Source organism: Bradyrhizobium manausense (genome assembly GCF_018131105.1).
GTDB lineage: Bacteria > Pseudomonadota > Alphaproteobacteria > Rhizobiales > Xanthobacteraceae > Bradyrhizobium > Bradyrhizobium manausense_B.
In genome coordinates this window covers 3,008,007-3,026,408 of record NZ_JAFCJI010000001.1, presented here as the reverse complement: position 1 = coordinate 3,026,408, position 18,402 = coordinate 3,008,007, and the positions used below count along the sequence as shown (strand labels likewise).

Annotated in this window: 18 protein-coding genes; 9 read left to right on the top strand and 9 right to left on the bottom strand. The window is 64.7% G+C overall.

From position 1 onward, the window contains the following. Window positions 1–114 precede the first annotated feature (114 nt). Window positions 115–1,755 carry an exodeoxyribonuclease VII large subunit gene (gene xseA / locus JQ631_RS14475; RefSeq protein ID WP_212327095.1) on the bottom strand — a complete coding sequence of 547 codons (1,641 nt, stop codon included), beginning with the start codon at window positions 1,753–1,755 and terminating at the stop codon, window positions 115–117. A gap of 119 nt (window positions 1,756–1,874) precedes the next feature. On the opposite strand from xseA, the gene JQ631_RS14470 reads away from it, so the two are divergent. From JQ631_RS14470 to JQ631_RS14455, 4 genes are all read left to right on the top strand, one after another. Continuing rightward, window positions 1,875–2,885, top strand: a complete 1,011-nt coding sequence (locus JQ631_RS14470) for an alpha/beta hydrolase (RefSeq protein ID WP_212327093.1) — start codon at window positions 1,875–1,877, stop codon at window positions 2,883–2,885. Between the two features lie 235 nt (window positions 2,886–3,120). Next, the gene (locus JQ631_RS14465) at window positions 3,121–3,711 is read left to right on the top strand and encodes an inner membrane-spanning protein YciB (RefSeq protein WP_212327091.1); all 591 of its coding nucleotides are present in this window, start codon (window positions 3,121–3,123) and stop codon (window positions 3,709–3,711) included. Between the two features lie 11 nt (window positions 3,712–3,722). Then, the gene (locus JQ631_RS14460; protein WP_212327090.1) at window positions 3,723–4,274 is read left to right on the top strand and encodes a hypothetical protein; all 552 of its coding nucleotides are present in this window, start codon (window positions 3,723–3,725) and stop codon (window positions 4,272–4,274) included. Beyond that, window positions 4,274–4,573 (top strand): winged helix-turn-helix domain-containing protein, encoded by a 300-nt coding sequence (locus tag JQ631_RS14455; RefSeq protein WP_212327088.1) that lies wholly within the window; start codon window positions 4,274–4,276, stop codon window positions 4,571–4,573. The genes JQ631_RS14460 and JQ631_RS14455 overlap by 1 nt, the downstream gene beginning before the upstream one ends. A gap of 149 nt (window positions 4,574–4,722) precedes the next feature. Here the strand turns inward: JQ631_RS14455 and JQ631_RS14450 are convergent, their stop codons facing one another. Beyond that, a complete protein-coding gene (locus tag JQ631_RS14450; RefSeq protein ID WP_212327086.1) occupies window positions 4,723–6,495 on the bottom strand; it encodes an adenylate/guanylate cyclase domain-containing protein in 1,773 nt (590 codons plus the stop codon). Between the two features lie 225 nt (window positions 6,496–6,720). On the opposite strand from JQ631_RS14450, the gene purD reads away from it, so the two are divergent. Both purD and JQ631_RS14440 read left to right on the top strand, forming a co-directional pair. After that, window positions 6,721–8,004, top strand: coding sequence for a phosphoribosylamine--glycine ligase (purD, locus tag JQ631_RS14445; protein WP_212327085.1), 1,284 nt, complete (start codon window positions 6,721–6,723; stop codon window positions 8,002–8,004). A 204-nt stretch (window positions 8,005–8,208) separates the two neighbouring features. Then, window positions 8,209–9,114 (top strand): alpha/beta fold hydrolase, encoded by a 906-nt coding sequence (locus JQ631_RS14440; RefSeq protein ID WP_212327084.1) that lies wholly within the window; start codon window positions 8,209–8,211, stop codon window positions 9,112–9,114. Here JQ631_RS14440 and JQ631_RS14435 read toward each other — a convergent pair. After that, window positions 9,111–9,569 carry a nucleoside deaminase gene (locus JQ631_RS14435; RefSeq protein WP_212328603.1) on the bottom strand — a complete coding sequence of 153 codons (459 nt, stop codon included), beginning with the start codon at window positions 9,567–9,569 and terminating at the stop codon, window positions 9,111–9,113. The genes JQ631_RS14440 and JQ631_RS14435 overlap by 4 nt on opposite strands. Window positions 9,570–9,688: 119 nt before the next feature. Here JQ631_RS14435 and JQ631_RS14430 point away from each other — a divergent pair, with 119 nt between their 5' ends. Together JQ631_RS14430 and rsmD are read left to right on the top strand one after the other, a co-directional pair. Then, complete coding sequence (locus JQ631_RS14430) at window positions 9,689–11,737, top strand: pseudouridine synthase (protein WP_212327083.1); 2,049 nt, start codon at window positions 9,689–9,691, stop codon at window positions 11,735–11,737. Window position 11,738: 1 nt separating this feature from the next. After that, window positions 11,739–12,296, top strand: coding sequence for a 16S rRNA (guanine(966)-N(2))-methyltransferase RsmD (gene rsmD, locus JQ631_RS14425; RefSeq protein ID WP_212327082.1), 558 nt, complete (start codon window positions 11,739–11,741; stop codon window positions 12,294–12,296). Between the two features lies 1 nt (window position 12,297). Here the strand turns inward: rsmD and mutL are convergent, their stop codons facing one another. Continuing rightward, the gene (mutL, locus tag JQ631_RS14420) at window positions 12,298–14,112 is read right to left on the bottom strand and encodes a DNA mismatch repair endonuclease MutL (protein ID WP_212327081.1); all 1,815 of its coding nucleotides are present in this window, start codon (window positions 14,110–14,112) and stop codon (window positions 12,298–12,300) included. 237 nt (window positions 14,113–14,349) lie between these two features. On the opposite strand from mutL, the gene JQ631_RS14415 reads away from it, so the two are divergent. Then, window positions 14,350–14,667 (top strand): ribbon-helix-helix domain-containing protein, encoded by a 318-nt coding sequence (locus JQ631_RS14415; protein ID WP_212327080.1) that lies wholly within the window; start codon window positions 14,350–14,352, stop codon window positions 14,665–14,667. Between the two features lie 136 nt (window positions 14,668–14,803). Here the strand turns inward: JQ631_RS14415 and JQ631_RS14410 are convergent, their stop codons facing one another. The 5 genes from JQ631_RS14410 to arfB form a co-directional block, all read right to left on the bottom strand. Next, a complete protein-coding gene (locus JQ631_RS14410) occupies window positions 14,804–16,372 on the bottom strand; it encodes a GMC family oxidoreductase (protein WP_212327078.1) in 1,569 nt (522 codons plus the stop codon). A gap of 29 nt (window positions 16,373–16,401) precedes the next feature. Further along, window positions 16,402–16,950: a gluconate 2-dehydrogenase subunit 3 family protein gene (locus JQ631_RS14405; RefSeq protein ID WP_212327076.1), complete on the bottom strand. Its 549-nt coding sequence runs from the start codon at window positions 16,948–16,950 to the stop codon at window positions 16,402–16,404. A gap of 46 nt (window positions 16,951–16,996) precedes the next feature. Then, window positions 16,997–17,392 carry a VOC family protein gene (locus JQ631_RS14400; protein WP_212327074.1) on the bottom strand — a complete coding sequence of 132 codons (396 nt, stop codon included), beginning with the start codon at window positions 17,390–17,392 and terminating at the stop codon, window positions 16,997–16,999. After that, window positions 17,393–17,779, bottom strand: coding sequence for a c-type cytochrome (locus tag JQ631_RS14395; RefSeq protein WP_212327072.1), 387 nt, complete (start codon window positions 17,777–17,779; stop codon window positions 17,393–17,395). 157 nt (window positions 17,780–17,936) lie between these two features. Further along, the gene (gene arfB, locus JQ631_RS14390; protein ID WP_212327070.1) at window positions 17,937–18,353 is read right to left on the bottom strand and encodes an alternative ribosome rescue aminoacyl-tRNA hydrolase ArfB; all 417 of its coding nucleotides are present in this window, start codon (window positions 18,351–18,353) and stop codon (window positions 17,937–17,939) included. Between the last annotated feature and the right edge of the window lie 49 nt (window positions 18,354–18,402).

Here is an 18,402-nt window from a genome sequence, read left to right as displayed (position 1 = left end):
GTTGCCTTCGTCGCAACAGCGCGCAGTCGTGCCGTAGCGCTCACTGCGCTCCCTCCCCCCTTGCGGGGGAGGGAACGCGGCCGTGCGTGCAGCAGCACCGCATTCCAGCACACCCTAGAACAAGCTGCCCTGATCCACCGGCTTGCCGACGCGCCTCTGTGCGGGCTTGGTCTCCTGCGCCGCCGGCTTCGGTTGCGCCGGCGCGCGCTTGGCCACAGGCGCCGGCCGATCCGCATCGGCCGTCGCGCCGACACGTCCATCCGCGAACTCGATCGCGATCCGCGCATTCGGCCCGACGCTGTCGGCCGAGTGCAGCGGATGGCCGGCTTCATCGCGCACCAGCGCGAAGCCGCGGGCGAGCACGCCGCGATAGGACAGCGCGGAGAGCAGCTTGCCGCTGTTCTCGACGCGGGCGTCCAAACGCTGCAGCAGCGTCACCAGCGCGCGGCCGGCGCGCTCGGAGAGACGATGCGTACGTTCGCGCTGGCTGGCAATCGCGTTGCGCTGCGCCTGTGCGTTGGAGAGCTTCGAGGCGCGCAGGCGCACTTCAAGTCCGGCGAAGCGGTCGCGCCGCTGCCGCAGCAGCGAGCGCGCGGACAGGCCGAGCCGTTCGCCGCACACGGTGAGGCGATGACCGGCCTGCGCGATCTGGCCGTGCAGCACCCGCAGCGTCAGTTTCGAGCTTGCCGTCGTGAACCTGCGGAAATGCGCATGCGTGTTGGCCTTGAGCCCGCGGGGCAGGGCGCCGCCTGCCGAATCCAGCCGCTGCCGCGGGATTGCGAGCAGATCGATTGCCGCGGGCAAGGCGCGCGCGGCGGCACGCAATTCGCTGCGGCGGCTCTCATGGGCACGTTGCCAGTAGGCGCGCGTGCGCCGCGCGAGATCGGCGACCTCGACGAACAGGTCGCTGCGCACCGGCACAGCCATCTCGGCCGCCGCCGTCGGTGTCGGCGCGCGCTTGTCGGCGACGAAATCGATCAGCGTGATGTCGGTCTCGTGGCCCACCGCCGAGATCAGCGGGATCATGCTCTCGGCTGCCGCGCGAACCACGATCTCCTCGTTGAACGACCAGAGATCCTCCAGCGAGCCGCCGCCGCGCGCGACGATCAGCACGTCGGGCCGCGGAATCTTGCCGCCCTCGGGCAGCGCATTGAAGCCGCGGATCGCAGCCGCAACCTGCTCCGCCGAGCCCTCGCCCTGAACCTTCACCGGCCACACCAGCACGTGGCGGGGGAAGCGGTCCTCCAGCCGATGCAGGATGTCGCGGATGACGGCGCCGGTCGGCGAGGTCACCACGCCGATCACCTCGGGCAGCCACGGCAAAAGCTGCTTGCGCGCCTCGTCGAACAGGCCTTCGGCGGCGAGCTTCTTCTTGCGCTCCTCCATCAGCGCCATCAGCGCGCCGATGCCGGCCGGCTCCAGCGCCTCGATCACGATCTGGTACTTAGAGGAGCCCGGATAAGTCGTGAGCTTGCCTGTGGCGATGACCTCGAGCCCCTCCTGGGGCTTGAAGCGCATGCGGCCGTGCACGCCCTTCCAGATCACCGCCTCGATCTTGGCGCTCTCGTCCTTGAGCGCGAAATAGCAATGGCCGGAGGAATGGGCGCCGCGGAACCCGGAGATCTCCCCGCGAACCCGGACATGGCCATAGGTGTCCTCCACCGTCCGCTTCAGGGACTGGGAGAGCTCGGAGACGGTGAATTCGGGGGCGTTGTGAAGAGGTTCCGCAGGCGGCATCGGCAAACGATTCGGCATTTTGGGGTCAGGCCCGACGTTAAGGATTTTCGCTAGCCAGCGCCATCCAGGGCCTTGATGAGAAGAGTACTCTGTATTATAGAGTTCTCTATTGACGGTGCGATCAGGGAGTTTGGATCATGGCGATGCGATTGCTGCGAGGTGCCTTGGGCTTGCTCAAATGGGGTCTGTGCGCGGTTGGCGCAGTGGCGCTCATCTTCACCGCCCTGATCGCGACGCCGCTGCAGCGGCCGCCTGAGATGCGTTCGGTCTCGGACTCCGCCAAGGGCATCGACTGGTCCACATTGCCGGCGCTGGAGCGCTTCCAGGCCCGCGACGGCACCTGGCTCGGCTATCGCCATTACGCCGCGGGCGGCTCCGCCACCGGTCGCGGCGCCATCTTCATCCACGGCTCGTCCGGCTCCTCCGGCACGGTCAATCACGCCCTGACGGCGGCGATATCAGCGCATGGCGTCGAGACCTGGGCGCTGGATACGCGCGGCCACGGCGGCTCGGGCACGCACGGGGATATCGCCTATGTCGGCCAGCTCGAGGACGACCTCGTCGACTTCGTCGCCCATGTCCGCAGGAGCGCGCCGGATCTGCCGTTGACCCTGATCGGCCATTCCGCCGGTGCCGGCTTCTCGCTGCGCGTCGCCGCGACACCGATCGTCCAGGATCTGTTCGTCCGCACCGTGCTGGTCGCGCCCTATCTCGGCTATGACGCGCCGACCAATTTCGAGCATTCCGGCGGCTGGGCCAATGCCGATATCCCGCGCTTTCTCGGGCTCACCGCCTTGCGCAAGCTCGGCATCGATTGCTGCTCGCAGCTGCCGGTGCTTGCCTTCGCCGTGCCCGCGAATTCGGAACGCATTTTGACGGCGACCTATTCCGATCGCCTGATGCGCAACTTTGCGACCCGCGGCTATCGCCTCGATCTGCCGGCCGTGACGCATCCGATGACGGTCTTCGGCGGTGCCGCGGACGAGATGATGATATCAGCCAAATATGCCGAGACCGTGCAGGCCATCAGGCCTGATATCGACGTCAAGATCATCGAGGGCGTCAACCACATGGGCATGGTCACCAACCCGAAGGCCGTCAACGCGATTGCCGAGGACGTGGCCACGCGGGGAGCAGGGCAGTCGTGATGCGGCTCGTTGCTGGCAAGGCTATCGCAGGTGACCTCTCAAGGATTCACACAGGCCGTTCCTCGACGTCATGGCCGGGCTTGTCCCGGCCATCCACGACCTTTCCCGCAGCACGAAGAACGCGGATGCCCGGGACAAGCCCGGGCATGACGAGCTTGTGGCCCGAGCATCTCCAACCAACGCAATCCGTCATATGCGATTGCCCTGCCGTTGCCGGCAAGCCGTGGAGCCAGTCATGAAAAATCTCTTCGCGGCCGGAAAATTGCTGCTGCTCGACATGGCGGCGACGCTGCTCTTTCTCGTGCTCTACCTCCTGACCCACAACGTGACCCTGTCGGTCGTGCTCGGCATGGCGCTGGGCATCGCCCAGATCGGCTGGCAGATCGCGCGCCGCAGGCCAATCGACACCATGCAATGGATGAGCCTGTTCCTGGTGCTCGGCGCCGGCACCGTCACGCTGCTCACCAACGATCCGCGCTTCGTGATGATCAAGCCGAGCGTGATCTACGTGATCGTCGGCGTCGTGATGCTCAAGCGCGGATGGATGAACCGCTATCTGCCGCCGGTCGCGCTCGAGCTGGTGCCTGATGTCGCCATCATCGTCGGCTACGCCTGGTCGGGCCTGATGTTCGTCTCCGCGGCGCTGAACGTGATCGTCGCGCTCAATGTCGACGTGGCGACCTGGTCGGTGGTCATGTCGATCTATGGCATCGTCAGCAAAGCCGCGATGTTTTTCATTGGTTACGCCTTCATGCGCACCATCGCCGTTTCGCGCCGCCGGCGAGCCGCCGCGCGCGAGAGCGATGCCGCGATGATGCCGGGTTGATGGGGGCCGATATGATCGACAGCAAGCAGGCAGCCTCGGCGCTGGCCGAGATCGACGACATCGTCCAGCGCGTGAAGCAATCACAGCTCTATGAACTGGCGAGCCTCGCAGCGATCTGGTGGGGCGTCCTGGTCTTCGCTGGCAACCTCGTGACCTGGCTCTGGCCGTACTACGCGATCTACGCCTGGCCCGCCGTCGACATCATCGGTGTCGGCGGATTGATCGCGCTCCGTTGGCTCGCCCCATCGCGCGTCCATGGTGCCGCCTTCGACATCAGGGTGCCGCTGCTGTTCGTACTGTTCTTTGCCTTCGGCTATGTCTGCACCAATGTGATCGGCCATTTCGGCGCGCGCCAGCTCGGCGCGTTCTGGCCGATCTATTTCATGCTGTTCTATACGCTCGCGGGTCTCTGGTTCGGCCACGCCTTCGTCGCGATCGGTCTCGTCATCACCGCGCTGACGCTGTTCGGCTTCTTCTATATTGGTGAAGCCTTCCCGCTCTGGATGGCCTTCGTCAACGGCGGCGGGCTGATCGTCGGCGGCCTCTGGATGCGGCGGATCTGATGGCCGAGCTCGACGACATCATTCATCAGCCCTTGCGGCTGAAGATCATGGCCGCCCTGAACGCGCTGCCGGTCGCCTCAGGCCTGGAATTCGCGCGACTGAAGAAACTCACCGGCGCCACCGACGGCAATCTCGGCGCACATATCGAGACCCTCGCCAAGGCGGGTTATGTCTCGGTGGAGAAGGCGTTCGTGGGGAAGAAGCCGCAGACGACCGTGACCGCCACGGCGGTAGGCCGCGGCGCGTTTGCGCGGCATGTGGCGACGTTACAGGAGATCATTGCGGGGAAACAGGTTTAGGCTCCGCCGACATTCCGGGGCAGGCTGTTTCACGCTCCCCATTGTGCCGACCTCGTCCGCGCCCATGGGCCGGCTGTGGCCCTCAACTCGGCCGCGAAGACGGCGACGAGGCGTCGGACGATGTCCATCGGATTGGGCATAGGCGAGCTTTACTCTTCTGGAACGCCAGCCAATCGGAGCCCTTCGTAGAGGCGTTCACGTAATGAAAGGTAGGCAGGATGATTGCTCGGGCTATTGGACCGGAAACGACGAATGGTGAACGATGGATTGAGCGCAAGGGCCTCCAAGGCGGTTGCCCGCGCTTCAGCTAAATCTCCGACCTGCGCGAGGGCAGCTCCGAGGAAGAATTGCGCGAGTGGATAATTTCGATTTACCTCAACACTGCGCCGATACCACTCGACAGCTTGGGCGTCGTCACGGAGTAAAAAGTTGGCCAACCCTACATACATCGCCCAAACATGGAGAAAGCTATCGCGTGGGGAAAGCCGAATAGCCTGTCGGATGTGAGCTTCGGTCTCATGACCTTGCCCGATAAGAAGCTTGGCTACCCCGATCATCCCGTACGCCCGGGCCAGATTACGATCAAGCGCCAGTGCAAGCTCGCATTCGCGAATACCCTGCAGCACCCGGTCTGTAAAAATGCGGGCCGAACCCAAAGCGAAATGAGCCCTTGGGTTGTTGGGTGCGAACGACAAGGCGGTTGTCGCGGCCAATTCGGCGGCGGCGAGACGTTCTGCCCGATCATCGGTAAGGAAAGTGGTGGCCATCAATGCATCGACCTGGGCCGTTCCCAGTAGCGCCTCGACGTTTCCTGGTTCGAGTTGCAAAGCACGCTCAAAGAAACTTCGCGCCTTCCGCAAGTCGTCGGGGCGTTGGCCAGCGTTGAGCCAAGCGGCGCCTTGGAAATACAGGTCAGTCGCATCGGGGTGGGGAGTGCGCGCCACGCGGCGGGCTTCGAATTCAATCAACTGCGAGTTCAGTGCATTTGCGAGCTGAGACACTATTTCGTCTTGCAAGTCGAAAAGGTCGGCCAGCGGCTTTTCGAAACGTTCGGCCCACAAGTGGTTCCCGCTAGAAGCGTCGATGAGCTGCACGTTCACACGAAGTCGGTTGCCGCCCCGCTGCACCGATCCTTCGAGCACGTAGCGAACGTTCAGCTCGCTTCCGAGCTTCTTCACATCCACGGCCTTGCCCTTGAACGTGAAGGCAGTATTGCGGGCAATGACGAACGCTCCACTAATGCGAGACAGGTCCGTGGTCAGGCTCTCGGTCACCCCATCTACGAAGTAATCTTGTTCGGGGACGCCGCCGATGTTCAAGAACGGCAGCACCACGATGGACAGTCGCGGAGCTGAGTGCGGCGCCGGAGCCCCTTGAGCACCGCTCGTCGCGAGACGAATAGAATATGCCTGTACCGGTCGGGCGATGTTCTTGAGCGTCTGTTCACCAAGTTCCGTGAACTCAACGTGCACCTTGCCGCGCACCTGTTCGTAGGCAGACGAGGACAGACAGATGCCACCGGGATCAGCGATCCCCTCAAGACGTGCTGCCACGTTGACGCCATCACCGAGGATGTCATCTCCTTCGATGAGGATGTCGCCGAGATTGATGCCGATCCTGAAGCGCATTTGGCGATCCGGGGGGACGTCTTGGTTCCTCTCAGCCATCGTGGCCTGCACCGCGACGGCGCACTCCACTGCATCGACCACCGAGGGAAATTCAAGGAGCACGCCGTCCCCTGTGGTCTTCACGAGGCGCCCACCGTGTTTCGCCACGAGCGCATCGGTAACCTGGCGGTGTTCGCGGAGGGTACGGGCGGTGCCAACCTCGTCGAGGCCCATCAGCCGCGAGTATCCCGCGACGTCCGCGGCTACTATAGCGGCCAATCTGCGTCCGACCCGAACTGGCTGCTCTCGCTCCATAGCCAAGCCGCCCAGTGACCCCCATCCTTGCAGGATGGCTCCTAAGATCAGTCTGGGCTCGCGGATGGGGCTTCGTCAATAAAGGGACCACGCGACTTAGACATCAGGCCTATCAGCGCGAAATATCGGACCGGAATGCCGGGGAGGGCGGCGCCATCCCCCTTGAGACCCACCCCGATTCGTGCGACCTCCGCCTCTAGCAAAACCCCTCATTTCGAGCCTTCGATGCACATTCTCCTGCTTGGTTCCGGCGGCCGCGAACATGCCCTGGCGTGGAAAATCGCAGCCTCCCCCCTGGTGACCAAATTCTGGTGCGCGCCCGGCAATGCCGGCATCGCGCGCGAGGCGGAATGCGTGGCGCTCGATGTCGCCGACCATGCCGCCGTGATCGACTTCTGCAAAAAGAACGCGGTCGAGCTGGTCGTGGTCGGCCCGGAGACGCCGCTGGCGGCCGGCATCGTCGATGACCTCACCGCATCAGGCATCAAGGCGTTCGGGCCGGACAAGATCCCGGCCCAGCTCGAAAGCTCCAAGGGCTTTACCAAGGCGCTCTGCACCGAGTTCGGCATTCCGACCGGCGCCTACAAGCGCTTCACCAACGCCAGGGACGCGCGCGATTACGTGCACAGCCAGGGCGCGCCGATCGTGGTGAAGGCCGATGGCCTAGCCGCCGGCAAGGGCGTCGTCGTTGCAAAGACCGTGCGCGAGGCCGAGGACGCCATCGCCATGATGTTCGAGGGCGCGTTTGGCGAGGCCGGCGCCGAGGTCGTGATCGAGGAGTTTCTGCCGGGCCGCGAGATCAGCTTCTTCGCGCTGTGCGACGGCGTAACCGCCATTCCGCTCGCGTCCGCGCAGGACCACAAGCGCGTGTTCGACCACGACGTCGGCCCGAACACCGGCGGCATGGGCGCCTATTCGCCGACGCCGCTGGTGACGCCGGCGATCCACGACGCGATCATGGCGAAAATCATCCTGCCGACGGTCGCGGGCATGAAGAAGCGCGGCACGCCGTTCCGCGGCATTCTCTACGCCGGCATCATGCTGACGACGCAGGGCCCAAAGCTGTTCGAGTTCAACGTGCGCTTCGGCGATCCCGAGTGCCAGGTGCTGATGATGCGCATGATGTCGGACATCGTGCCGGCGTTCCTCGCGTCGGTTGATGGCCAGCTCAGGAATTTTGACCTGCGCTGGTATCCGGAGTCTGCACTCACGGTGGTGATGGCGGCGAAGGGCTATCCCGGCGACTACCAGAAGGGCACGCGGATCGAGGGGCTCGATGACGCCGCTGAGGTCGAGACCGCCGAGATCTTCCACGCCGGCACGGTCGCGAAGGATGGCGCCATCCTCGCCAATGGCGGCCGCGTCCTCAATGTCTGCGCGCTCGGCGCGACCGTCACCGAGGCGCAGGCGCGCGCCTATCAGGCCGTCGACCGCATCATCTGGCCTGATGGATTCTGCCGCCGCGACATCGGCTGGCAGGCGGTGGACGCCGAGAAGGCCAAGGGTTAACTCGTCATTCCGGACGGCGCGCATGCGCTGATCCGGAATCTCGAAGTTTGGGCGCGCCTTCGCGGCGCCACATCGACATCCCAGAAATGCACAATCAGATGTTGGGCTTAGCCACCCCGCTGATAATACCGCTACTGTGCATGGGGTTGTTTTCGATTCTTTGTCGAGGCCCCTCGCGACCGACCCGACAAAGGATGCAGAAAGATGTCCGATCTCGCCGACCTCTATCCCGGCTTTGCCTCCGAATGGATCAACACCTCGTTCGGCCGCATCTTCGCCCGCGTCGGCGGCAAGGGGCCGCCGCTGCTGTTGCTGCACGGCTTCTCCGAGACGCATGTGATGTGGCACCGCGTCGCGCCTGCGCTGGCCGACCAGTTCACGCTGATCATCGCCGACCTGCCGGGCTATGGCTGGTCCGACATGCCCGAGAGCGATGCGCTGCACATGCCCTACAGCAAGCGCGCGATGGCCAAGGCCATGGTGGAAATGATGGAGCAGCTCGGCCACGTCCACTTCGCGCTCGCCGGCCACGATCGCGGCGGCCGCGTCTCGTATCGGTTAGCGCTCGATCATCCCGGCCGGCTGTCGAAGCTCGCCGTGCTCGATATCCTGCCGACCTATAATTACTGGGAGCGGATGAACCGCGCCTACGCGCTGAAGATCTATCATTGGACCTTTCTCGCCCAGCCCGCGCCGCTGCCGGAGACGCTGATCTCGGGGCAGGGTGAATTCTTCCTGCGCTTCAAGATGGCGAGCCAGACCAAGTCGAAGACGCTCGATGCGATCGACAAGCGCGCGCTCGAGCACTACCTCGCTCCGTTCCGCGATCCCGCCCGCATCCACGCGATGTGCGAGGACTACCGCGCCGGCGCCTATATCGACTACGATCTCGACAAGGCCGATTTCGATGCGGCTAAGAAGATCACCGTGCCGATGCTGGCGCTGTGGGGCGGCGTCGGCATCGCCCAGGCGGCCGCAACTCCGCTCGATATCTGGATGCAGTGGGCGACCAACGTCGAGGGACAGCCGGTCGACTCCGGCCACTTCCTCACCGAGGAAAACCCCGACGTCACCGCCAAGGCGCTGCGCGAATTCTTCGCAGGCGACTAGCGCCGCTCGCGAAAGAACTCCTTGAGCAGCCGCGACGCCTCGCTCTCGCCGACCCCCGAATAGACGTCCGGGGCGTGGTGGCAGGTTGGCGAGGCGAAAAACCGGACGCCCGACTCGACTGCGCCGCCCTTGGGGTCGGCGGCGCCGTAATAGAGCCGGCGGACCCTTGCCAAGGAGATCGCGCCCGCACACATGGTGCAGGGCTCCAGCGTCACGTAGAGGTCGCAGTCGACCAGGCGTTCGCTGCCGATCTTTTTCGCCGCCTCGCGCAGCGCCACGATCTCGGCGTGGCCCGTGGGGTCGTAGTCGGTCAGCGTCCGGTTGGCGGAAGTGGCGATGACTTCGTAATTGCGGACTACGACGCATCCGATCGGGACCTCGCCCGCTTTTCCGGCATTTTCGGCCGTTTTGAGCGCCAAATCCATGAAAGAGGGGGCTTTCAAGCCTCGTATCATCCGAAGAAACCTGCTAGTAGCTGCGCCTTCAGCAGAAGTGCTTACCGATTTTGCCTGAGCATGCGGCTCGGAACGAGCGCGCACAATGCTTTCCGGCCACCCCCTGAGTGAGAATATCCATGCCTCGCGACAGCGACAAAGACAACGATTCCCGCGGCCGGCGAGGCCCGCCCAAAGGCGGCCGCAGCGGCAAGCCGCGCGGTCCCGACAAGAAATTCGCCAAGCGCGGTTTTGAGGGCAAGGGGGACGGCGACAAGCGTCCGCCCCGCGGCGACAGCCGTCCGCCTCGTGGCGACCGTGACAGCCGTCCGTCGTTCCGCCGCCGCGAGGAGGGCGATGCGCCACGCCGCGATTTCAGTGACCGTCCCCGCTTCAAGCGCGACGACCGTGGTGGCGAGGATCGCGGCGAGCGCAGCTTCAAGCCGCGCGGCGATCGTCCTTTCTCCGATCGCGGATCGCGCGATGGCGAAAAGCGCTCCTTCAAGCCGCGCGGTGATCGCCCGTCCCAAGGCCGCGACGACCGCCCGCCGCGCCGGGATCGTGACGATTCGCGTCCCGCTGGCCGCTTCGGCGACAAGAAGTTCGGCGAGAAGCGGCCCTATTCGCCGCGCGGCGATCGTCCTGAGCGCAAGTTCGACGGCGAGCGGAAATTTTCGCGCGATCGTGGCGAGCGTAGCGATTCAAAGCCGTGGCAGAAGCGCGACGATCGTCCGCATGGTGACCGTCCGCCGCGCAAGGACTTCAGCAAGGGCCCGCGCAAGGATTTCAGCGGTCGCGATCGCGGCGAGGACAAGCCCTGGCAAAAGCGCGATGACCGTCGCGACGGTGGCCGCGGCGAGGACCGTCCGCGCTTCTCGCGCTCTCGCGACGATCGTCCGTCGGGCGATCGTCCGTTCCGGGATCAGCCTAAGTTCGATCGGTCGCGCGATGATCGGCCCAAATTCGATCGGTCCCATCGTGATGGCGACCGCCCTCGCGGTGGTGACCGGCCGAAATTCGATCGTCCGCGCGAGCGGCCGGAAGGTCGCATGGATTGGCAGGAGCATCCGCGCAGCGAAGGTCGTTTCGGCGATCGTCCGCGCCGGGACAATGAGGACGACAGCAGGATTTTCGAAAAGCGTCCGGCCTTCGGCGGCCGCGGCGCCTATCGCGCGCGCGAGCGGGATTTCGAAGGACGTCCGCGGCGCGAAGAAGCGCCAAAGCCGAAGAAGGCCGGCGAGCGCATTGCCAAGGCGCTCGCACGCGCAGGCCTCGCCTCGCGCAGGGATGCCGAGGAGATGGTCACGCAGGGCCGTGTCACCGTTAACGGCCGCGTCATCAACTCGCCGGCGCTCGACATCACCAAGAACGACGTCGTCCTTGTCGATGGCAAGCCGTTGCCGGAGCGCGAGCGCACGCGACTGTTCCTCTACCACAAGCCGCGCGGGCTGATGACGACGCATGACGATCCCGAGGGGCGTCCGACCGTGTTCGACAATCTGCCCGAAGGCCTGCCGCGGCTGATCAGCGTCGGCCGGCTCGACTTCAACACCGAGGGCCTGCTGCTGCTCACCAATGACGGCGGTCTTGCGCGCACGCTCGAACTGCCGGACACCGGCTGGCTGCGACGCTACCGCGTCCGCGCCCATGGCGACGTCACCCAGGCGCAGCTCGACCAGCTCAAGGAAGGCATCGAGGTCGAGGGCGTGAAATACGGTCCGATCGAGGCGACGCTGGAGCGTGACCAGGGCGCCAATGTCTGGCTGGTGTTTGCGATCCGCGAAGGCAAGAACCGCGAGGTGCGCAACGTCTGCGCCCATCTCGGGCTTGAGGTGAACCGCCTGATCCGCGTCTCCTACGGTCCGTTCCAGCTCGGCGAAGTTCCCGAAGGACAGGTCGAGGAGATCCGCGCGCGGGTGCTGCGCGAGCAGCTCGGCGACAAGGTGATCGAGAAGTCGGGCGCACAGTTCGACGTGCCGAAGAAATCCTCCGAGGGCGATGCATCCAGCGAGAAGACGTCCAAGCGCGCCGTGATCGCCGACCGCAAGGGCCGCCGCGTGCTGGTGCAGCGCACCGGCAGCGACGAAGCGCGCGAACGCAACGAGGACGAGGCCAACGGCTACGGCCCGCCGCGCCGTCCCAAGCGCGGTTATCACGGCAAGCGCGACCTTACGCCGCGGGACGAATAGCATGCGCGTGGTCGGCGGTCGCTTGAAGGGGCGCAATCTCGCCTCACCGTCTTCGCGCGACATCCGTCCCACGGCGGATCGCTTGCGCGAGTCCGTGTTCAACATCCTCGTGCATGCCTATGACGATCCGATCGACGACGCGCGCGTGCTCGATCTCTTTGCCGGCACCGGCGCGCTCGGCATCGAGGCGTCCTCGCGCGGCGCGAAGTTCACGCTGTTCGTGGACAATGGCGCGGAGGCGCGGGCGTTGTTGCGAAACAATGTGGAAACGCTTGGCCTCGGCGGGGTGACAAAAGTCTATCGCCGCGACGCGACCGATCTCGGCCCCGCGCATCCCGTCGAGCCGTTCTCGCTGGTGTTCCTTGATCCACCCTACGGCAATGGTTTGGCGGAGAAGGCGCTTGCGTCTTTGCGCGATGGCGGCTGGCTCACGCCGGGCGCGTTGCTGGTGGTGGAAGAGGCGAAGGCCGCGCAGTTCGCGACGCCGGACGGTTTCGAGGAGCTGGAGCGGCGGGCGTATGACGACACGGAATTCGTGTTTTTGAAGCGCAGCGCCTAGTTCATCTCCGTCCGAACAGCTTCTCCACGTCCGCCAGCTTCAGTTCGACATAGGTCGGCCGGCCATGATTGCACTGGCCGGAGTTCGGCGTCTCTTCCATCTCGCGGAGCAGCGCGTTCATCTCCTCCGGCCGCAGCCTGCGGCCGGCGCGCACCGAGCCGTGGCAGGCCATGGTGGCTGCGACGTGCATCAGGCGCCGCTCCAGTGGCAGCGCCTCGTCCCATTCAGCCATGTGCTCGGAGAGATCGCGCAACAGTCCGCCGGCATTGGTCTTGCCCAGCAGCGACGGCGTCTCGCGCACAGCGACCGCGCCGGGGCCGAAGGATTCGATTGCGAGGCCGAACGAGCCGAGCTCGTCGCTGCGCTCCAGCAGGCGCTCCACCGTGGCCTCGTCCATCTCGACGATCTCGGGAATCAGGAGGATCTGCCGCTGCACGCCGTTTGCCGCGAGCGAAGCCTTCAGCCGCTCGTAGACGATGCGCTCATGCGCGGCGTGCTGATCGACGATGATGAGACCGTCGCGGGTCTGCGAGACGATATACGTCTCGTGGAGCTGCGTGCGCGCCGCGCCGAGCGGACGGTCGACGAGATCGGCCACGGGCTGCGTCTCGAACCGCACATCCGCGCTCGGCGCGCCGACGTCGAACGCAGCCTGCGCACGCTCCGCGAACGCGGGGGCGGCCGCTCCATCGAACGACGGCATCGGCGCGACAGGCGCGGACGGTGAGGCTCGCCAGTCCCAGCTTGCCGGCCGCGGCTGCGTGAAAGCGGGCCGGAACGATGACAGCGCACTCTCGCCGCTATTGGCGGCGGTGCGGCGGCCCTCGCGCGCGAGGCCTTCCTTCAATCCATGCACGATCAGCGCGCGCACGAGACCGGCGTTGCGGAAGCGCACTTCGGTCTTGGCTGGATGCACGTTGGCGTCGACCTCGCGCGGATCGAGCGTGACGAATAGCGCCAGCACCGGGTGCCGGTCGCGCGGCAGATAATCGGCATAGGCCCCGCGCACTGCGCCGAGGATCAGCTTGTCGCGCACCGGGCGCCCGTTGACGAAGAGATATTGTCCGAGCGCATTCGCCTTGGTCAGCGCGGGCGCGGCCGCGTAGCCGGCGACCACGACGCCCTCGCGCTCTGCGTGGACTTCGAATGCATGGGTGCGAAACTCGGCGCCGAGGATGTCGCCGAGCCGCGTCAGGCGTCCGGCCGCGCCGGGCCGCGCGGCGGCCCAGGTCACCGGCGCGCGCTCTTCGCCCGCGAGTGTGAAGGCGACGTCCGGCCGCGCCATCGCGAGGCGTCGCACCACCTCGCGGATCGCCTCCGCCTCAGTGCGGTCAGTCTTGAGAAACTTCAGCCGTGCCGGCGTCGCATAGAAGAGATCGCTGACCTCGACGCGGGTGCCGTGCGCCAGCGCCGCCGGCATGATCTCCGACTTCTCGCCGCCCTCGACAGTGAGCGCCCAGGCATGCGGCTCGCTCGCATGCCGGGTGGTGATCGACAGGCGCGCGACCGAGCCGATCGAGGGCAGCGCCTCGCCGCGGAACCCGAGGGTGCGAATCTGGAGTAAGTCTTCGTCATCGAGCTTGGAGGTGGCATGGCGCTCGACCGCGAGCGCGAGATCCTTCGCGGTCATGCCGCTGCCGTCGTCGGTGATACCGATCCGCCGCCGGCCGCCGCCATCGGTGAAGACGTCGATCCGGCTGGCGCCGGCATCGATTGCGTTTTCGACGAGTTCCTTGACCACGCTCGCCGGCCGCTCGACCACCTCGCCGGCGGCGATGCGGTTGACGACTTGTTCTGGCAATTGGCGGACGGGCATGGGCTCTGGTCTGGATTCGCTGAGACGCTATTCTAGGCCGTGTTGCGTCAAAAGCATGTGTTGGGCAACAGCCGTGTGGTGGCCTGGGGAAGAAGGATGCCTATCACATTGAAGATATTGGGCGTTCAAGAAAATTGTGCATCCGCGCCGGACCGATCTCCAGCGGTCGTCCTGATTGTGAGCCGCCGAGCCGCGGTGTAGCATCGTGAAAAAATGGCAACAGGACGGGAGGACGCCATGTGTCATCTCTTCGCGCACCAGCCCCAACGTGATTATGAATCCCAGACCCGCTCGTTGCGGATCGGCGGGCATTGCACATCGATCCGACTGGAGATGGCATTCTGGGACACGCTGGAGGAGATCGCGGCCAAGGAAGGCATGAGCGTCGGCAAGTTCCTGACCACGCTCTACAACGAGGTGCTCGACCACCATGGCGAGGTCAACAATTTTGCCTCGCTGTTGCGCTGCTCGTGCCTGATCTACCGCTCCAAGAGCTTGGCACCCGTACAGGAATTCAAGGCCACGGTGACGCCCATTCTCGACGCGGCCGAATAGCCGTCTCAACCAAAGCAACGAGGGTCCCTTCTTCGTCATTGCGAGGAGCGCTTGCGACGAAGCAATCCAGACTGTCATTGCGGACACATATCTGGATTGCTTCGCTTCGCTCGCAATGACGCAGAGGGTGTTTTTCTCAAATCTCCTTCTTCTGCATGGCACCCGCAATGTAATCCGCCTGGCGGATCGCGAGCGCGACGATGGTCAGCGTCGGATTGCAGGCTGCGCCGCTGGTGAACTGACTGCCGTCGGAGACGAACAGGTTTTTCACGTCGTGACTCTGCCCGAACTTGTTGACCACGCCGTCGCGCGGCTTCTCGCTCATCCGGTTGGAGCCGAGATTGTGCGTGCTCGGATATGGCGGCGTCGGATAGGTCACGGTCGCGCCGACCGCGTCATAGACCGCCGCACCCTGCTTGTAGGCGTGGGCACGCATCGCGAGATCGTTGGGATGATCGTCGTAATGCACGCTCGCCACCGGCTGGCCGAACTTGTCCTTCACGGTTGGATCGAGCGTGATGCGATTGGTCTCCTGCGGCATGTCCTCGCCGACCAGCCACATGCCGGCCATCCGCGGATAGCCGTCGATCGCCGCAGTGAACGGTCGGCCCCATGCACCGGGATTGAGGAACGCCGCCATGAACGGCAATCCGAGCGACAGCGTCTCCATCTCGTAGCCGCCGACGAAGCCGCGCTTCGGATTGTTGGCGGCCTCGTCGCGAATGATGCCGGCCATGGTGGTGCCGCGATACATGTGCACCGATTTCTCGAACACGGCGTAGACGCTGCCGGTCATGTGCCGCATGTAGTTGCGGCCGACCTGACCGCTCGAGTTGCCGAGACCGTCGGGGAACATGCTCGACGCGCTGTTGAGCAGCAACCGCGGGCTCTCGATCGAGTTGCCTGCGACCGCGACGATCCGCGCCTTCTGCCGCTGCATCGCGCCGGTCTCGTCGGCATAGACAACGCCGGTGACCTTGCCGCTCGCGTCGTGCTCGATCTTGACCACCATGCTGCCGGGACGGACCTCCAGATTGCCGGTCGCCTCGCCTTTGGGGATCTCGGTGTAGAGCGTCGACCATTTCGCACCTGATTTGCAGCCCTGGAAGCAGAAGCCGATCTGCTGGCAGGATCCGCGTCCATCGCGTGGCTGGCTGTTGATCGCCATGTTGCCGGTGTGCACGGTCTTGTAGCCGAGCTTCTTCGCGCCGGCCTCGAGCACCCTGAAATTGTTGTTGCCGGGAAGTCCGGGGATGCCGTTGGTGCGGGTCACGCCCATCTTGTCCTCGGCCTTGGCGTACCACGGCTCCATCTCGGCGAGCGTGACGGGCCAGTCCAGCACATTGGCGCCGGGAATATTGCCGTAGGTGCTCTTGATCTTGAACTCGTGCTCATCGAAGCGCAGCGACGCGCCTGCCCAGTGGATGGTGGAGCCGCCGACCGCCTTGACGATCCATGCAGGCAGGCCGGAGAAATCCTTGGCGACGCGCCAGTTTCCTGACGTGGTGCGGGCATCGGTCCAGGCGAGCTGGGAAAAACTGTCCCACTCATCATTGATGAAGTCCTGGTTCTCGATGCGCGGGCCGGCCTCGAGGATGACCACCTTGACGCCCTTCTGCGTGAGTTCGTTGCCCAGCGTGCCGCCACCGGCGCCGGAGCCGACGATCACCACAACGCTGTCATCGTTCAGATCGAATTTTGCCATCTGCGTTCTCCTGAACCGTGAGGTGACCGTTAAGCCTTCGGCAGCCAGTCGATGTCGGCGAAGCCGCGGTTGATGTAACCGCCATGTTCGGCGGAGGAGCCCTCGTAGCCGAAGCGCGGCCAGACCTCTTTCTGGTTGTAGAGGGAAACGACGAGGTCGCCGCGCACCTTCTGAAAGAAGTCGCTCTGCTCGATCTCCTTCAAGAGCACCACGCGATCGGCTTCCCAGGGCACTTCGGCATAGGGTGCTTTGTGGCGGTCCTTCGCGTTCTGATCGAGCCTTGCAATACCGTCGCTGATCAGCGCCTTGACGGAAGCGTCCTTGGCGGCCTTGGCGTCCCACGGCTTGATCGCGGTGATGTAGTAGCTGTCTCCGAGGACGTCGTGCGGATAGATGTCGCGGGCGACCTTCAGCAGCGTCTTCATCGTCGCAGGCGAAAGTGTGCCGGCCTCATCGGCCCAGGCGCCCTCGATGTTGACACTGAGGCTGGTTGCGACAGACACGACCGGTACGGCGGTTGCCGCGCCTTTGAGAAAAGTCCGGCGGCTGTGCTTGCTTCGGCGATCGACCTCTCTCATGGCATTCCTCCTTGGATTATTATGTTTTGGGATTTTGTGATTTTGACTAACCGAAACGTCCGCCCCGCTGGATCACCTCGATCTTGAAGCCATCGGGATCGCTGACGAAGAAGAAACGCGCCAGCGTCTTGCCCTCGTGCTTGAAGTCGCGCAGTGGCCCCGGCGTAAGCTTCTCGTGCTCGAAGCGGGCGTGCTCGGCGTCGAGATCCTCGACCACCACAGCGAGATGGCCGTAGCCGTCACCAAGCTGGTACGGTTCCTTGCGGTCGAAATTGACCGTTAACTCGATCTCGAAAGGTGAGGAGGGGTGACGCAGATAGATCAAGGCGAAGTCTGCGAACTTCAGATAGTCGGCCACTTCGAGGCCGAAGGCGCGGCCATAGAAGTCGAGCGATCGCGCTTCGTCGAAAACGCGGATCATGGAATGGACAGGCTTGGCCATTCAGTTCAACTCCTTGAGATAGGCGATGATGGCAGCGCGCGTGTCCGGCTTGCCCTGCCGATAGGCCATGACCGTGCCGGGAATGACGGCCTGCGGATTGGCCAGCCAGGCGTCGAGCCTGGCTTCCTCCCACGTGAAATCCGCTTTCGCGAGCGCGTCGGAATAGTGAAAGCCTTCAACCTTGCCGGCTGTCCGACCCACGATCTTCACCAGCGGCGGACCTTGCCGCATCGGTTCCGACAAATTGGTCGTGTGGCACACTGCGCATTGCTGCTTGAACAGCGTCGCGCCATCCGGCGGCCTCGCGGCCGGCAACGGCATCTGCGCATCGGCGACACGCGTCACCAGCACCATCGCGGTGCACAATCCCAACACGACTGCGCGCATCGCCAAGAATCCCGACAAGACCCGCATCCACGACAAATTCAGCGTGCGCAAACTCTAGGCGGCACAAAACATGCGGTGGTAGTAGCGGGCTGTTTCGGTTGAGAACAAAGCGCGCGGTGCGCCGGGGCAATCGCGCGGCGCAAGCGCGCCTGTTTCACTAATCGTTGAAGCGGCCGCCGCGCCCGGCCTTGACGTCGCTGCGGCGCTTCTTGCCGTCGAGCCGTCGCTGCTTGGAGGCGAAGGTCGGCCGTGTTGCGCGGCGCGGCGTCGGCCGGATCATCGCTTCGGTCAGGATCTCGACAAGTCGATCGATGGCGTCCTGCCGATTACGATCCTGGCTGCGGAAGCGCTGCGCCTGGATCACGATCACGCCGTCTTTGGTCATGCGCTGGCCGGCGATGCGGGCGAGCCGGATTTCGGCATCTTCCGGGATGATCAGCTTGCGCGTGTCGAAGCGCAACTGGGCCGAGGTCGAGACCTTGTTGACGTTCTGTCCGCCCGGGCCGGAGGCGCGGACAAAGTCGATCTCAATGTCGTCCTCGTCGATGACGAGATCGCGGGATATCCGCAGCATGATGGCACCATTCGTGATGTCCGGACATATCGCGGACCTCCAATTTCGG

Coding starts and splice junctions, on each gene's coding strand:
- JQ631_RS14465 (WP_212327091.1), top strand. CDS start 3,121: ATGAAAAATCTCTTCGCGGCCGGAAAATTGCTGCTGCTCGACATGGCG.
- JQ631_RS14415 (WP_212327080.1), top strand. CDS start 14,350: ATGTGTCATCTCTTCGCGCACCAGCCCCAACGTGATTATGAATCCCAG.
- JQ631_RS14430 (WP_212327083.1), top strand. CDS start 9,689: ATGCCTCGCGACAGCGACAAAGACAACGATTCCCGCGGCCGGCGAGGC.
- mutL (WP_212327081.1), bottom strand. CDS start 14,112: ATGCCCGTCCGCCAATTGCCAGAACAAGTCGTCAACCGCATCGCCGCC.
- arfB (WP_212327070.1), bottom strand. CDS start 18,353: ATGCTGCGGATATCCCGCGATCTCGTCATCGACGAGGACGACATTGAG.
- JQ631_RS14470 (WP_212327093.1), top strand. CDS start 1,875: ATGGCGATGCGATTGCTGCGAGGTGCCTTGGGCTTGCTCAAATGGGGT.
- JQ631_RS14400 (WP_212327074.1), bottom strand. CDS start 17,392: ATGGCCAAGCCTGTCCATTCCATGATCCGCGTTTTCGACGAAGCGCGA.
- JQ631_RS14450 (WP_212327086.1), bottom strand. CDS start 6,495: ATGGAGCGAGAGCAGCCAGTTCGGGTCGGACGCAGATTGGCCGCTATA.
- JQ631_RS14410 (WP_212327078.1), bottom strand. CDS start 16,372: ATGGCAAAATTCGATCTGAACGATGACAGCGTTGTGGTGATCGTCGGC.
- JQ631_RS14405 (WP_212327076.1), bottom strand. CDS start 16,950: ATGAGAGAGGTCGATCGCCGAAGCAAGCACAGCCGCCGGACTTTTCTC.
- xseA (WP_212327095.1), bottom strand. CDS start 1,755: ATGCCGAATCGTTTGCCGATGCCGCCTGCGGAACCTCTTCACAACGCC.
- JQ631_RS14455 (WP_212327088.1), top strand. CDS start 4,274: ATGGCCGAGCTCGACGACATCATTCATCAGCCCTTGCGGCTGAAGATC.
- JQ631_RS14460 (WP_212327090.1), top strand. CDS start 3,723: ATGATCGACAGCAAGCAGGCAGCCTCGGCGCTGGCCGAGATCGACGAC.
- JQ631_RS14395 (WP_212327072.1), bottom strand. CDS start 17,779: ATGCGCGCAGTCGTGTTGGGATTGTGCACCGCGATGGTGCTGGTGACG.
- JQ631_RS14440 (WP_212327084.1), top strand. CDS start 8,209: ATGTCCGATCTCGCCGACCTCTATCCCGGCTTTGCCTCCGAATGGATC.
- JQ631_RS14435 (WP_212328603.1), bottom strand. CDS start 9,569: ATGATACGAGGCTTGAAAGCCCCCTCTTTCATGGATTTGGCGCTCAAA.
- rsmD (WP_212327082.1), top strand. CDS start 11,739: ATGCGCGTGGTCGGCGGTCGCTTGAAGGGGCGCAATCTCGCCTCACCG.
- purD (WP_212327085.1), top strand. CDS start 6,721: ATGCACATTCTCCTGCTTGGTTCCGGCGGCCGCGAACATGCCCTGGCG.